This is a genomic window from Agromyces albus, from assembly GCF_004134825.1.
Lineage (GTDB): Bacteria > Actinomycetota > Actinomycetes > Actinomycetales > Microbacteriaceae > Agromyces > Agromyces albus.
This window is the reverse complement of sequence record NZ_SDPN01000025.1, coordinates 41,428-54,355: the sequence shown is the minus strand read 5'-3', so window position 1 is coordinate 54,355 and position 12,928 is coordinate 41,428. Positions and strand designations below refer to the sequence as shown.

The 12,928-nt window shown below is 70.1% G+C and carries 14 protein-coding genes and 1 pseudogene; 6 read left to right on the top strand and 9 right to left on the bottom strand.

The features are described 5' to 3' along the window. Window positions 1-352: pseudogene (locus tag ESP51_RS20645) on the top strand (hypothetical protein); the annotation flags it as partial. 29 nt (window positions 353-381) lie between these two features. Here ESP51_RS20645 and ESP51_RS13370 read toward each other — a convergent pair. From ESP51_RS13370 to ESP51_RS13345, 6 genes are all read right to left on the bottom strand, one after another. Then, entirely contained in the window at window positions 382-654 is a 273-nt protein-coding gene (locus ESP51_RS13370; RefSeq protein ID WP_129521391.1) for a hypothetical protein, read from the bottom strand. A 2-nt stretch (window positions 655-656) separates the two neighbouring features. Next, window positions 657-1,163 carry an NUDIX hydrolase gene (locus ESP51_RS13365; protein WP_129521390.1) on the bottom strand — a complete coding sequence of 169 codons (507 nt, stop codon included), beginning with the start codon at window positions 1,161-1,163 and terminating at the stop codon, window positions 657-659. Between the two features lie 19 nt (window positions 1,164-1,182). Continuing rightward, entirely contained in the window at window positions 1,183-3,516 is a 2,334-nt protein-coding gene (purL, locus tag ESP51_RS13360; protein ID WP_129521389.1) for a phosphoribosylformylglycinamidine synthase subunit PurL, read from the bottom strand. A gap of 115 nt (window positions 3,517-3,631) precedes the next feature. Next, entirely contained in the window at window positions 3,632-5,062 is a 1,431-nt protein-coding gene (locus ESP51_RS13355; protein WP_129521388.1) for an HNH endonuclease signature motif containing protein, read from the bottom strand. Between the two features lie 91 nt (window positions 5,063-5,153). Continuing rightward, a complete protein-coding gene (locus ESP51_RS13350) occupies window positions 5,154-5,645 on the bottom strand; it encodes a cupin domain-containing protein (protein ID WP_129521387.1) in 492 nt (163 codons plus the stop codon). A gap of 89 nt (window positions 5,646-5,734) precedes the next feature. Continuing rightward, window positions 5,735-6,574 (bottom strand): helix-turn-helix transcriptional regulator, encoded by an 840-nt coding sequence (locus ESP51_RS13345; protein WP_129521386.1) that lies wholly within the window; start codon window positions 6,572-6,574, stop codon window positions 5,735-5,737. Between the two features lie 175 nt (window positions 6,575-6,749). Between ESP51_RS13345 and ESP51_RS13340 the strand changes: the two genes are divergently transcribed. Beyond that, entirely contained in the window at window positions 6,750-7,796 is a 1,047-nt protein-coding gene (locus tag ESP51_RS13340; RefSeq protein WP_206737311.1) for an aldo/keto reductase, read from the top strand. Between the two features lie 34 nt (window positions 7,797-7,830). Here the strand turns inward: ESP51_RS13340 and ESP51_RS13335 are convergent, their stop codons facing one another. After that, window positions 7,831-8,646 carry a shikimate 5-dehydrogenase gene (locus tag ESP51_RS13335; RefSeq protein ID WP_129521385.1) on the bottom strand — a complete coding sequence of 272 codons (816 nt, stop codon included), beginning with the start codon at window positions 8,644-8,646 and terminating at the stop codon, window positions 7,831-7,833. Between the two features lie 69 nt (window positions 8,647-8,715). Then, window positions 8,716-9,177, bottom strand: a complete 462-nt coding sequence (locus ESP51_RS13330) for a DUF3817 domain-containing protein (RefSeq protein WP_129521384.1) — start codon at window positions 9,175-9,177, stop codon at window positions 8,716-8,718. Window positions 9,178-9,265: 88 nt separating this feature from the next. On the opposite strand from ESP51_RS13330, the gene ESP51_RS13325 reads away from it, so the two are divergent. Continuing rightward, a complete protein-coding gene (locus tag ESP51_RS13325; protein ID WP_129521383.1) occupies window positions 9,266-9,799 on the top strand; it encodes an adenine phosphoribosyltransferase in 534 nt (177 codons plus the stop codon). Window positions 9,800-9,828: 29 nt separating this feature from the next. Here ESP51_RS13325 and ESP51_RS13320 read toward each other — a convergent pair whose 3' ends face one another. Beyond that, on the bottom strand, window positions 9,829-10,368 hold the full coding sequence (locus ESP51_RS13320; protein ID WP_129521382.1) for a tetratricopeptide repeat protein: 540 nt from the start codon (window positions 10,366-10,368) through the stop codon (window positions 9,829-9,831). A 124-nt stretch (window positions 10,369-10,492) separates the two neighbouring features. Here ESP51_RS13320 and ESP51_RS13315 point away from each other — a divergent pair, with 124 nt between their 5' ends. From ESP51_RS13315 to ESP51_RS13305, 3 genes are all read left to right on the top strand, one after another. Next, a complete protein-coding gene (locus ESP51_RS13315) occupies window positions 10,493-10,933 on the top strand; it encodes a Fur family transcriptional regulator (RefSeq protein ID WP_129521381.1) in 441 nt (146 codons plus the stop codon). 89 nt (window positions 10,934-11,022) lie between these two features. Beyond that, complete coding sequence (locus tag ESP51_RS13310) at window positions 11,023-12,525, top strand: catalase (protein ID WP_129521380.1); 1,503 nt, start codon at window positions 11,023-11,025, stop codon at window positions 12,523-12,525. Between the two features lie 149 nt (window positions 12,526-12,674). Then, window positions 12,675-12,917 (top strand): hypothetical protein, encoded by a 243-nt coding sequence (locus tag ESP51_RS13305; RefSeq protein WP_129521379.1) that lies wholly within the window; start codon window positions 12,675-12,677, stop codon window positions 12,915-12,917. The last annotated feature ends 11 nt before the right edge of the window (window positions 12,918-12,928 follow it).

Genomic DNA, 12,928 nt, shown 5'->3' with positions numbered 1-12,928 from the left:
CCTCGGTGCGCTGCTGGTCACGAGCGAAGGGGCGCTGCTCGCCGCCGGCCGGGTGATCCGCGCCGAGCGGCCGGCGCGGCGGAGCGTCACGGCGAACGCCGTCGCCGAGCAGCGGGCGTACCGCGCCGCTGCCGTGGCCGGCGGGTTCGCCGAGGGTGAGACGGTGAACTTCGATGCGCGCCCGATCGAGCTCGACGCGACGGCGCTCGCCGAGGCATCCGACCCCCTCGTGCTCGACTCAGGCGAGGTGTTCGTGCGCTGGAGCGCCGCGCAGCCCGACGCGCTCACGCCGCTCGAGCGCTACCTCGCCGATCGGGTCGACCTGCTGGTGAACCCGCCGTCGGGTGCGTGAGCCGCGACAGCCTGCCGTCGGATCGGCCTTCAGCGTTCGCCGGGCGTGCCCGCTTCGGCGCCGCCGACCTCCTGCTCCTGCACCGACTCGATGATCGAGTCCTGAAGGCCGCGCTGGCCGGTGTGCAGCTCCTGGTACTTCTCGCCGGCGCTCATGATCGGCCCGAACGCGTGCCGGAAGCGCGACCGGGTGCCGCGCGGGGCGCGGACCCAGCGCACGATCACGCCGATGACGATCGCGAGGCCGAACAGTGCGATGGGCACCATGAAGACGACAGCCGGGAACTGGAGCTCGGATGCCATCTTCAGAACCCGTAGGGGGTGATCGGGGCGAGCGTGCCACGGCGCATCGCATCGAGCACGGCGAGCTCGTGCGGCACGACCGGCTCGGGCAGCGCGTCGAGCGGGAACCAGCCGAGCTCGGCGGCCTTGTCTTCGAGCGGGCGCGGCTCGCCGACCCAGGCGGTGGCCGAGAAGAACACGTCGAGGCGCTCCTCGATGGCTCGGGCTCGACCCCTCACCCCGCCGGTGCGGTGCATCACCGTGAGGGTCGTGAGCGTGGCCGGGTCGACGTCGACGCCGAGCTCCTCACGCGTCTCGCGAACCGCCGCCGTGAGCAACGACTCGCCCTGCTCGACGTGCCCGGCTGCACCGCACGCCCAGTGCTCGTCGAAGTACCCGGTGCCGCGACGGAGCTGGAGGAGCACCTCGTCGCCGCGACGGAGCACGACGTAGACCGCGGGGATCAACGAGAACCGACCGTGCGACGCGGCGTACTCCTCGGTGTAGGAGACGCCATCGGAGACGGTCACGGTCGCGGCATCCGCTCGCTCAGTACCCGACGACCGGGCCGAACGCGTCGGAGAGGGTCGCACGGTTCGCGCCGCGCAGTTCGTCGATGCTCACCGTGAAGAGGCCCTGCACCTCGAGCGCGCCCGACGTGGCATCGGTCACGCCGATGCGGCGAACGGGGTAGTCGCGGCCGTCGCAGAGGCCGCGGAACTTCACGTCGTCTTCGCGCGGCACGGTGACGATGACGCGGCCGGCGGACTCGGAGAAGAGTGCGGTCGCGGCGTCGATGCCGGCGTCTTGCGTGACCTCGTCGAGCACGACCCGGGCGCCGACGCCGAAGCGCGAGACGGCTTCGGCGAGGGCGATCGCGAGGCCGCCGTCGGAGAGGTCGTGCGCCGAGTCGATGAGGCCCTCGACCGCCGCGGCGTTGAGCAGGCCCGCGAGGCGCTGCTCGCCGGCGAGGTCGACGAGCGGCGGGTGGCCGCCGAGGTGGTCGTGTACGAGGCCCGCCCACGCGGAGCCGTCGAGCTCGGCGCGGGTGTCGCCGAGCAGGTAGATGTTGTGGCCGTCGTCCTGCCAGCCGCTCGGAACGCGGCGAGCCACGTCGTCGATGACGCCGAGCACGGCGATGACCGGCGTCGGGTGGATCGGCAGGTCACCGGTCTGGTTGTAGAAGGAGACGTTGCCGCCCGTGACGGGGATGCCGAGCTCGAGGCATCCGTCGCTCAATCCCTCGACGGTCTCGGAGAACTGCCACATGACCTCGGGGTTCTCGGGGGAGCCGAAGTTCAGGCAATCGGAGACCGCGGCCGGCACGGCGCCCGTGACGGCGACGTTGCGGTACGCCTCGGCGAGGGCGAGCTTCGCGCCCTGGCGCGGGTCGAGCTGCGAGTAGCGGCCGTTCGCGTCGGTGGCGATCGAGACGCCGAGCCCCGACTCCTCGTCGACGCGCACCATGCCCGCGTCGTCGGGGTAGCTGAGTGCCGTGTTGCCGAGCACGTACTTGTCGTACTGGCTCGTGACCCACGCGGCATCCGCCTGGTTCGCCGAGCCCACGAGCCGCAGGAACTGCTCGCGGATCTCGTCGGGAGAGGCGGGGCGATCGAGGTTCGCGGCGGTGTCGGCCTGCAGCGCGTCGATCCACGTGGGGTAGCTGACTGGCCGCTCGTACACGGGGCCGTCAACTGCGACGGTGCGCGGGTCGACGTTCACGATCTCCTCGCCGTGCCACATGATCGACAGGCGCCCGGTGGTGGTGACCTCGCCGAGCACGCTCGTCTCGACGTCCCACTTCTTGACGACCTCGAGGAAGCCGTCGAGCTTCTCAGGACGCACGATGGCCATCATGCGCTCCTGGCTCTCGCTCATGAGGATCTCTTCGGGCGTGAGCGTGGGGTCGCGCAGGAGCACGTCGTCGAGCACGATCGCCATGCCGCCGTCGCCGTTGCTCGCGAGTTCGGAGGTCGCGCACGAGATGCCGGCGGCGCCGAGGTCTTGGATGCCCTCGACGAGGTCGCCCGCGAAGAGCTCGAGGCAGCACTCGATGAGCACCTTCTCGGCGAAGGGGTCGCCGACCTGCACGGCGGGGCGCTTCGTGGGGCCGCCCTCGGCGAAGGTGTCGGACGCGAGGATGGATGCGCCGCCGATGCCGTCGCCACCGGTGCGGGCTCCGAAGAGCACGACCTTGTTGCCGGCGCCCTTCGCGTTGGCGAGGTGGAGGTCTTCGTGGCGCATCACGCCCACGGCCAAGGCGTTCACGAGGGGGTTCGCCTGGTAGATCGGGTCGAACCAGGTCTCGCCGCCGATGTTCGGCAGGCCGAGGCAGTTGCCGTAGAAGCTGATGCCCGACACGACGCCGTGCACGACGCGCGCGGTGTCGGGGTGGTCGATCGCACCGAAGCGCAGGGCGTCCATGACCGCGACCGGCCGCGCACCCATGGAGATGATGTCGCGCACGATGCCGCCGACGCCCGTGGCCGCGCCCTGGAACGGCTCGATGTAGCTGGGGTGGTTGTGGCTCTCGATCTTGAACGTGACCGCCCAGCCCTCGCCGATGTCGATGACGCCGGCGTTCTCGCCCATGCCCACCATCAGGTTCTTCTTCATCTCGGGCGTGACCTTCTTGCCGAACTGGCGAAGGTAGATCTTGCTCGACTTGTAGGAGCAGTGCTCGCTCCACATGACCGAGTACATCGCGAGCTCGGCGCTCGTGGGCCGGCGACCCAGGATGTTGCGGATGCGCTCGTACTCGTCGGGCTTGAGCCCGAGCGCGGCGTACGGCTGCTCCTTCTCGGGCGTGGTCGCGGCGACCTCGACGGTGTCGAGCCGGGTCGTCGCGGGCGCAGGAGTCGTGGCGGGAGTCTGAACGGTCACAGGTGGCGAACTCCAGAGAAGGGCGGCGAGGCGGATGCCGCGGGCGGATGCCTGACCGTGCAAGTCTACCGGGCGGCGAATGAGCGCAGACCGGGTGCGTGCCCGACCACGCGGGTCATGCCGCACGGTGTGCCAGAAGGTGCCGGGCCGCGACGTTGCCGGGCCGCGGTCTCTGCTCGGGATCGAGGTGCGGCGGAGGGATGAACCAGCTGCGACGATCGCGAATGACGATGCGCCACCCGTCGTCGTGCACTCGATGATGATGATGACTGCAGAGCATGATGCCGTTCGCGAGATCGGTGGGGCCTGAGTCGCGCTTCCACCACGCGATATGGTGCGCTTGGGTATGCGATGGCGGCCGATGGCAGCCGGGCCATGCGCAGCCACCATCGCGCTCGACGAGCGCGATCTTCTGGGCCGGCGAGAACAACCGAGCGGTGCGGCCGAGATCGAGCACTTCGCCAGTGCCACTCAAGATCATCGGAGTCACACCCGCCGAAGCGGCGATCTCGCGAGCGGTCGAGGCGGAGACCGGCTGGTCGATGCCATCTATCGTGGCGTGACCGTGGCCCGACTCGAGCGCATCGAGGTCGATCCTCGTGATGACGACGGCGGTGCGGAGCGCCGGCGGTGCGTCGGCACTCGAGAGCGAGAGCCGTGCGATATCAGCGAGGGCGTCGGCGTTCAGCTGCGCGATGGTGCGATCCTCTGCTGGAACGCGATCGTCGCCGGCCTGAGCCCCGTCGGCGGTATCGGTATCGAACGGCCGCTTCGCGTCGCGAGCCCGGTGGAGCTCGGCGCCCACTAACGCCTCGATGGCGAGCTTGATCGGGGCGCCGTTGGCGGGATCGAACGCGCCGCGAAGGTTGATCATCCCCGCGGCGTCTTCCCAGATCGCGAGTGAGCGGCGAGCCCGGAGCTCATCTTCACGCGGCTTCACGCCGTCGGGGTCGAGATGGGCCTCGAGCTGCTTGATCAGGCGCCCCAACCCGTCGATTCCGACGATGGGCGCCCGATCGACGAGGAGCTGCTCCGCCGCATCGAGCGCGTCACGGGCGACTCCCGGCGTGATGCGGTCGAGGAAGCGCCGGATCAGGTCGGCCGCGCCGACGCAGAGCACGCCCGACTCCAAGGAGCCGGCAATATGAGGATGGCGAGGCGGAAGGGATGCGCCAGAAAAAGAGGCGCGCCGCGCCGTTGCCTCTCCGACAGCGACGAGCCGTGCGGCATCCGAGTGCCTTCCGCCCGTCGCCTGTGCGATGAGTCGCTCGGCCGATCCGAAGCCGTGCTGTCGCGCGAGATCTGGCCCTTCGATGCCGCCGCGGGAGCGCTCGGCAACCCCGGCCGCGCATCGGGCCTGCAATGCCTCGACGCGCCGACCGAGACGAGCCAGCGCTTCGGTCGCGCGCACGAGGCCGTCGTCGCCCATGGCGCTGACATCAGCCTCGGGATCTTGCGAAGGGCGGAGGAGTGCTCCCGCCCACGCGTCGAGCACATCGCCGCACGCAACCTCCAATTCGCGGAGGGCGGCGGGCGCTTCGGGCATAGCCCAATTCTAGCGGAAAATGAGCCGAGATTCGAACGTATGTTCGAATAAATTCATCCAGTGAAGTGAGCCGTGTGGGCCCCGCACCCGGTCAGAACACCAGCCCGTGCCGCTCGACCAGCGGCATCGTCGCCTCGAAGTCCACCTCGGCGCCGTACTCGGCTGCGAGAGCGGGAAGCGTGTCGGGGGAGTACTCGCCGCCGGGCTCGGCGAGGCGGCGGAACATCGTCTCGATGCCGCCGGGCACGATGATCTCGAGCACACGGAGCTCGTCGTCGCCGGCATTCCAGAAGGTGTGCCAGCGTCCGCGCAGCTTGGTGATGAGATCGCCCGGCGACGCCGTGATCTCGATTCCATCCTCGATCACCCCGAGGGTGCCCGCCAACACGAACGTGTATTCGTCTTCTCGGCTGTGCCGGTGCATCGGGGCAGCCAACGACTTCGGGCCCAGCACGTGCTCGACGAGCGCAAGGCGGCCGCCGGAGCCCGCGCTCTCGAGGAGGTACCGGTCGAGCAGTCCGGGCTCGCCGGTGACGTCGCCTTCACCTGCGCGGACGATGCGGGGCCCTGCTGGCGTGTCCATACCGCCGATGATATGGCTGGGGCATCCGCGCGGCACCACGTTTCGTTCGAATCGCGCTACTCCGCCCCCGAGAACGCCGACGCCCGCGGCTACCAGCTGCTGAGCAGGCGAAGCGCCGAGTCCGATGCGGATCCCTCCTCTGCCGTGTAGGTGATGAGCACTTGATCGGGGTCACCGGGAATGTGGAAGCTTTCGTGGTCGAGCACGAGCTCTCCGACGAGCGGATGCCGCAGCCACTTGCGCCCGTGGGTCTTCTCCAGCACGTCGTGGCGACGCCACCACTCCCGGAACGCTTCGCTGCGCTGCTGGAGCTCCTCGACGAGCTCGGAGAGTTCGTCGTCGTGCGGATGCCGCGCCCGGGCCATGCGGAGGTAGGCGACCGTCTCCATCCCCTTGATCGTCCAATCGGCGTAGAGGGCCTGCACGTCGGCGTGGAGGAAGATCAGCCGCCCCCAGTTGCGCTCGCGGTCGGGGAGGAGTTCGAAGTCGACGAAGACATTGCGTGCCATGCGATTCCAGGCGATGACGTCGCAGCGTCGGCCGACGACGTAGCCCGGAACCGTGGTGGCGCAATCGAGCAGCCGCTGCAACGTGGGCCGCACTCGCTCGACCGTGCCCGACTGGGCTTCGGGCGAGCGCTCGCGTGCCGGAGCGCTGCTCACGAGCTCGCGGAGGTAGCTCCGCTCGGCGGTGTCGAGCCTGAGCGCCAGCGAGATCGCGTCGAGCACGGGCTCCGAGACGTTGCCCACTCGCCCCTGCTCGAGCTTCGTGTAGTAGTCGACGCTCACCCGGGCCAGCTGTGCGAGCTCCTCGCGCCGGAGGCCCTTCACGCGCCGAGCACCCTCGAAACGCTCGAGGCCCACGTGTTCGGGCTGCAGTCGCTCGCGTCTGCTCCGGAGGAACTCGGAGAGCTCGGACCGTCGATTCATACGGTCGATTCTCCGGCAGGCCGCCGACAACAGCGTGGCTCTCCCGGTACCACCCATGTGCCGCACGGGCGTGGCTCTCTCCCGGTACCAGCCATGTGCGCCACGAGGGTGGCTCTCCGAGTCCCCGGTTCGACGCGGTCTGGCTGGGCCACCGCGCCGTTCCTAGCGTCGAAGCATGACCAATCACATCGCAGACATGCCCATCAGTCGCCTCGGCTTCGGCGCCTGGGCCGTGGGCGGGGCCGGCTGGCGCTACACCTGGGGCCCCACGGACGATGCCGAGTCGATCGCGGCGATCCACGCCGCCGCCGAGCACGGCGTCACCTGGATCGACACCGCCGCCGTCTACGGGCTCGGCCATTCGGAGGCGCTCGTCGGTCGAGCGGTCGCCGCGCTCGCCGAGGCGGACCGTCCGTTCGTGTTCACCAAGGCGGGACTCGTCTGGGACGACGCACATCCGGATGCCGCACCCAGCCGTGTCATGCGGCCCGAGAGTCTCCGCCGCGAGGTCGACGGCTCGCTGCGCCGGCTCGGCGTCGATCGGATCGACCTCTACCAGGTGCACTGGCCGGACACGGGCGAATCCCTCGATTGGAACGGCGACGGCGGGTCGGCGTCGCCCAACGCGACGCCGCTCGCGGAGTACTGGGCCGAGATGGCCGCATTGCGGCAGGAGGGCAAGGTGCGCGCGATCGGGCTCTCGAACCACGACGTCGCGCAACTGGATGTCGCACACGCGATCGCCCGGATCGACGCGATCCAGCCGCCGTTCTCCGCCCTGGACCGGAGCGCGGCCTCGGAGGTGCGCTGGGCCGCGGAGCACGATGTCGCCGTGATCACGTACTCGCCGATGCAGTCGGGCCTGCTCACCGGCGCCTTCTCGGCCGAACGCGTCGCCGCCCTCTCGCCCGACGACTGGCGACGCGGCAACCCGGCGTTCACGGTCGAACTCGAGCGGAACCTCCGCGTCGTCGAGGCACTGCGACCCATCGCGGCCCGCCGCGGGGTCTCCATCGGCGCGGTCGCGGTGGCGTGGGTGCTCGCGTGGCCGGGCATCTCGGGGGCGATCGTCGGCGCGAAGACCCCCGCGCAGGTCGCCGAATGGGCCCCCGCAGCCCGGCTGGAGTTGGATTCCGCCGAGCTCGCGTCGATCGCCGCCGCGCTCGTCGGCTCCGAGGCCGGGATCGGCCCGGTGGGTCCCGCGGCGACGCCGGCGGTGTGAGCAGTCGCGCGTTCACCGGAGGCCCGCCCCGGCGCTACTCCGCCCGCGAGAACGCCGACGCCCGCTCCACCTGCTCGCGCGTGAGCGGCACCCCCGTGTACCGCTCGAACTGCCGGGCCGCCTGCAGTGCGATGACCTCGGCACCCGAGATCACGCGCTTGCCGGCCGCGCGGGCGGCGGTGACGAGCGGCGTCTCTGCAGGGAACGCCACGACGTCGAACACCGTCGAGGCCCGCTCGATGAACTCGGGCGAGAAGGCCTGGGCGTGGGCCTCGGCACCGTGCATCCCGATCGGGGTGACGTTCACGATGACGTCGAACGACGGCGCCGGGTCGTCGGCGACCCAGTCGTACCCGTACTTCGCCGCAAGCGCCGGCCCGGCCTCGGCGTTGCGCGCCAACACCGTGACGTCCGAGAACTCGGCGCCGCGGAACGCCGCGACGACCGCCTTCGCCATACCTCCCGAGCCGCGCACCAACACTCGCGAGGCCGGATCGAGCCCGTGCTCGGCGATGAGCGCCGCGATCGCCTCGTAGTCGGTGTTCGAGGCCGTGAGCCGGCCGCCGTCGTTCACGATCGTGTTCACCGACTCGATCGCCGCAGCAGACGGCTCGATCTCGTCGACGAGCGGGATGACCGCTTCCTTGAATGGCATCGACACGGAGCATCCGCGGATCCCGAGGGCACGGATGCCGCGCACGGCACCCTCGAGATCGTCGGTCGTGAAGGCCTTGTAGATGAAGTTCAGGCCGAGCTCGTCGTAGAGGAAGTTGTGGAAGCGCGTGCCGAGGTTCGACGGGCGGCCGGCGAGCGAGATGCAGACCGACATGTCCTTGTTCAGGATGGGCATGTCATCAATGGTGCCGGATGTCGCGCCGCGACGGTGACTCCGGATGCTGCGGCTGCAGCATCCGCTCGCTTACGCCTCGCGACCGCCGGGCGGGCCGATCACGAGCAGCGCGGTGAACACCGCGGCGATGCCGAGCACCGCGACCACGGTCAACAGCACCGGACGCGCGAGGAACCAGCGCAACAACGTGTTCACCCAGTTGCCGTCGGCCGGGTGGTCGGTGCGCTCGTCGCGCCAGCCGCCCTCGAGCCGGCCGCGGCGAACGAGCCACAGGTCGAACGGAACGGTCGCGTAGGGCACGACCGCGGTGACGACGGCGACGGCGACGAGGCCGACACTCCAGCGCTGGTTCACGCCGACGAGCACCGCCGAGAACGCGTACGCGAGGAACACGAAGCCGTGGATCGACCCGCCCACGAGCACCGCGGCATCGAAGCCCGCCGCGTACTTCAGGATCATCGCGACGATGAGGATCGTCCACGTGACGGCCTCGGCGATGGCGAGGATGCGGTAGAGGCGCTTCGGTGACACGGATGCTCCAGGGGTCGGCGTTCGCGTCCGTCAATCCTCGCAGGCGCCGAGCGCCGGTCGCGCCGGTCGCGCGCGATACTCTGAGCCGGTGATCGAGCAGTCAGCAGGCGAGCTCGTCGCGAGCCGCATCGCGACCATTCCAGACTTCCCCGAACCGGGCGTGACGTTCCGCGACCTCACTCCCGTATTCGCGAGCGCGCCCGCACTGCATGCGCTCGCCACGGGCCTGACCGACCCTTTCGCGGGTCGTTTCGACGAGATCGGCGGGGTCGAGGCGCGCGGATTCCTCATCGCGGGCGCGGCCTCGGCCCTCACCGGGGCCGGCGTGCTCACGGTGCGAAAGGCCGGCAAGCTCCCTCGCGCCGTGCTCCGCGAGGAGTACGACCTCGAGTACGGGCGCGCGGCGCTCGAGGTGCACGAGGGTGAGCTCGCTCCCGGAGCCCGGGTGCTCATCGTCGACGACGTGCTCGCCACCGGCGGCACGGTCGCCGCGGCGGCGCGCCTCGTCGAGCGCGCGGGCTGGCAGGTCGCGGGCATCTCGGTCGCCCTCGAGCTCACGGCGCTCGGCGGTCGCGCCGCGCTCGGCGATCGCTACGAGATCTTCTCGCTGCTGCAGTACTGAACCGAACGGAGGCCGCGGCTGCGCCCAACTCAGCCGGCCCGGCGCTCCGCGTCGAGCTGCTTGAGGTAGGCGGCGTTGCCGCGCAGCGCGGCCTCGTACCTCACCACCTCGGGAATCCGCAGGCCGTCGGCGACGAGCTCGAGCAGCTCGCCCACGGCGCCGTCGCTGCGGCCCGCCGCGTGCAGGGCGAGGGCGTGGAACGCCCGCACCGAGGCGGAGTCGGGATACTCGGCGAGCGCCCGATCGAGCGCCACGAGCGATTCGTCGTAGCGGCCGAGGATGCGCAGCGTGCTGCCATATTGCATGAGGCACTTCCGCAGCGAGTCGCCCGAGAGGCCGGCCGCCATCGCGGCCTCGTAGTAGCCGAGCGCCGTCTGCTCCTCGCCCGCGGTGTCGTACGATCCGCCGACCTCGTAGAGCACCTCTGGGTGACCCGGGTGCTCGGCGAGGAGCGCGAGGAACGCGTCGATCGTCGGCTGCATCTCGTCGCGGTCGCGGCGGTCGAAGATCTGACGGATGGTGGACTCGAGTTCGGGCGTGAGGGGTTCAGGCGTCAACGGGTCGGTCATTGCTCCATCATCGCGCCGGGGACGCGTGGTTTCGATACGCGTCGGGCTTCGCCCGGCGCTACTCGACCACCGGAGGTTCCCTCAGTTGTTTTGAGTAACTCAAAACAACTGCTACCGTGGGGACATGTTGACCGACGTCGCTCCCGACCGCCAGGAGGCGGCCGCCCACCTGCGGGAGGCCGGCCTCAAAGTCACCGAGCCGAGGCTCGCGGTGTTCGGCGCCATCGAGCTCGGTGAGCACATCGATGCCGACGAGATCTTCCGCCGCGTCACGCGCGAGCTGCCCAACACGTCGCTGCAGACGGTCTACGGCGTGCTCGCTGCGCTGAGCGGTGCCGGCATCCTGCGCAAGATCGAGCCGGCCGGGTCGCCTGCGCTCTACGAGAACCGCATCGGCGACAACCACCACCACCTCGTCTGCACGAGCTGCAACGCCGTGGTCGATGTCGGCTGCGTCGTCGGCGAGGCCCCGTGCCTGACGCCGTCCGAGACCCACGGGTTCCAGATCGCGACGGCCGAAGTCACCTTCTGGGGCCTGTGCCCCGATTGCCGCGCCCTCACCTGACCGATCCGCCCCGAACCGGCCGACCAGCGCCGGTCCATCCGCCGACCTGTCGAACGACGGCGGTCGAACACCGAAGAGAGAAGGAAGCAATGGCCGAACACACGACCACGCAGACGGGAACCCCCGTCGCGAGCGACGCCCACTCGCTGACCGTCGGCGCCGACGGCGCCACCGTGCTCCACGACCGCTACCTCGTCGAGAAGCTCGCGCAGTTCAACCGCGAGCGCATCCCCGAGCGCATCGTGCACGCCAAGGGCGGCGGTGCCTTCGGCACCTTCGAGGTGACGGCGGATGTCTCGGCCTACACTCGAGCCGCCGTGTTCCAGCCCGGCTCGACCGTCGAGACCCTCGCGCGCTTCTCGAGCGTGGCCGGAGAGCAGGGCTCGCCCGACACCTGGCGCGACGTTCGCGGATTCTCGGTGAAGTTCTACACGACCGAGGGCAACTACGACATCGTCGGCAACAACACGCCGGTCTTCTTCATCCGCGACGCCATCAAGTTCCCCGACTTCATCCACTCGCAGAAGCGCCTGCCGGGTTCGGGCCTGCGCGACGCCGACATGCAGTGGGACTTCTGGACCCTCTCGCCCGAGTCCGCGCACCAGGTGACGTACCTCATGGGCGACCGCGGGCTTCCCAAGTCGTGGCGCGAGATGCAGGGCTACGGCTCGCACACCTACGAGTGGATCAACGCCGCGGGCGAGAAGTTCTGGGTCAAGTACCACTTCCGTTCGCAGCAGGGCGACCTGCACCTCGACGCCGAGACCGCCGAAGCGATCGCCGGCGCCGACGCCGACTACTACCGTCGCGACCTGCACGACGCGATCGAAGCAGGCAACCACCCCGCGTGGGACCTCCACGTGCAGGTCATGCCTTATGACGACGCGAAGCAGTACCGCTTCAACCCGTTCGACCTCACCAAGGTCTGGCCGCACGCCGACTACCCGCTGATCAAGGTCGGCACGCTCACGCTCAACCGCAACCCGCAGAACTTCTTCGCCGAGATCGAGCAGGCCGCCTTCTCGCCGGCGAACACCGTGCCGGGCATCGCGATCAGCCCCGACAAGATGCTCATGGCCCGCGTGTTCTCCTACCCCGACGCGCAGCGCTACCGCGTCGGCACGAACTACAACCAGATTCCCGTGAACGCGCCGCACGCGGCATCCGTGCACAACTACTCGCAAGACGGCGCCCAGCGTCACCACTACAACGCGCCGAGCGCGCCGGTCTACGCGCCGAACTCCTTCGGCGGCCCCGTGGCCGACGCCGAGCGAGCGGCCGAGGGCGGCTGGGAGAGCGACGGCGAGCTCGTGCGCACGGCCTACACGCTGCGTTCCGACGACAGCGACTTCGGCCAGCCCGGAACGCTCTACCGCGAGGTCTACGACGACGCGGCCAAGGCCCGCCTGCTCACGACCCTCGCCGGCCAGGCCAGCGCGATCACGATCGACGAGATCCGCGAGCGCTTCTTCCAGTACTGGACGAACGTCGATGGCGGCCTCGGCACCGCGCTTCGTGCGGCGTATGCCGCGGGCGTGAACGCCGACGCGCCGCAGCAGCCCGAGGCCGACGACGACGACGCCGCCGCGTAGTCAGACCGAACCTCTCCGATCGGGCGGGTGCCCGGGTTGCGCGGATGTCGCGGCTCGGGTGCTCGTCTGGTCGGAAGACGCGATGCCGGGGTGGCAGCCCCGGCATCGCAACGACCCAGATCCCCGAACTCCCGACCAAGGAAGCACCGATGAACCACGGATCCGCTCCAGCCTACGCCTCCGCCCACCTCCAGACCGCGACGACGACGGCCCCGCCCGCCTCGCCGTCCGGGCGATTCCCCCAGCCCGTATTGGGTCACTACGTCTCGGGCGTCACGCCCGCCGAACCCGGCTTGTACGTGTCGGGCGTCGTGCCCGGCACGCCCGCGTCCTACGTGACGGGCGTCCGCGCTGATCATGCCCCGGGGTGCTACGCCGATCGCCACGCCTGACGGAACGCTCT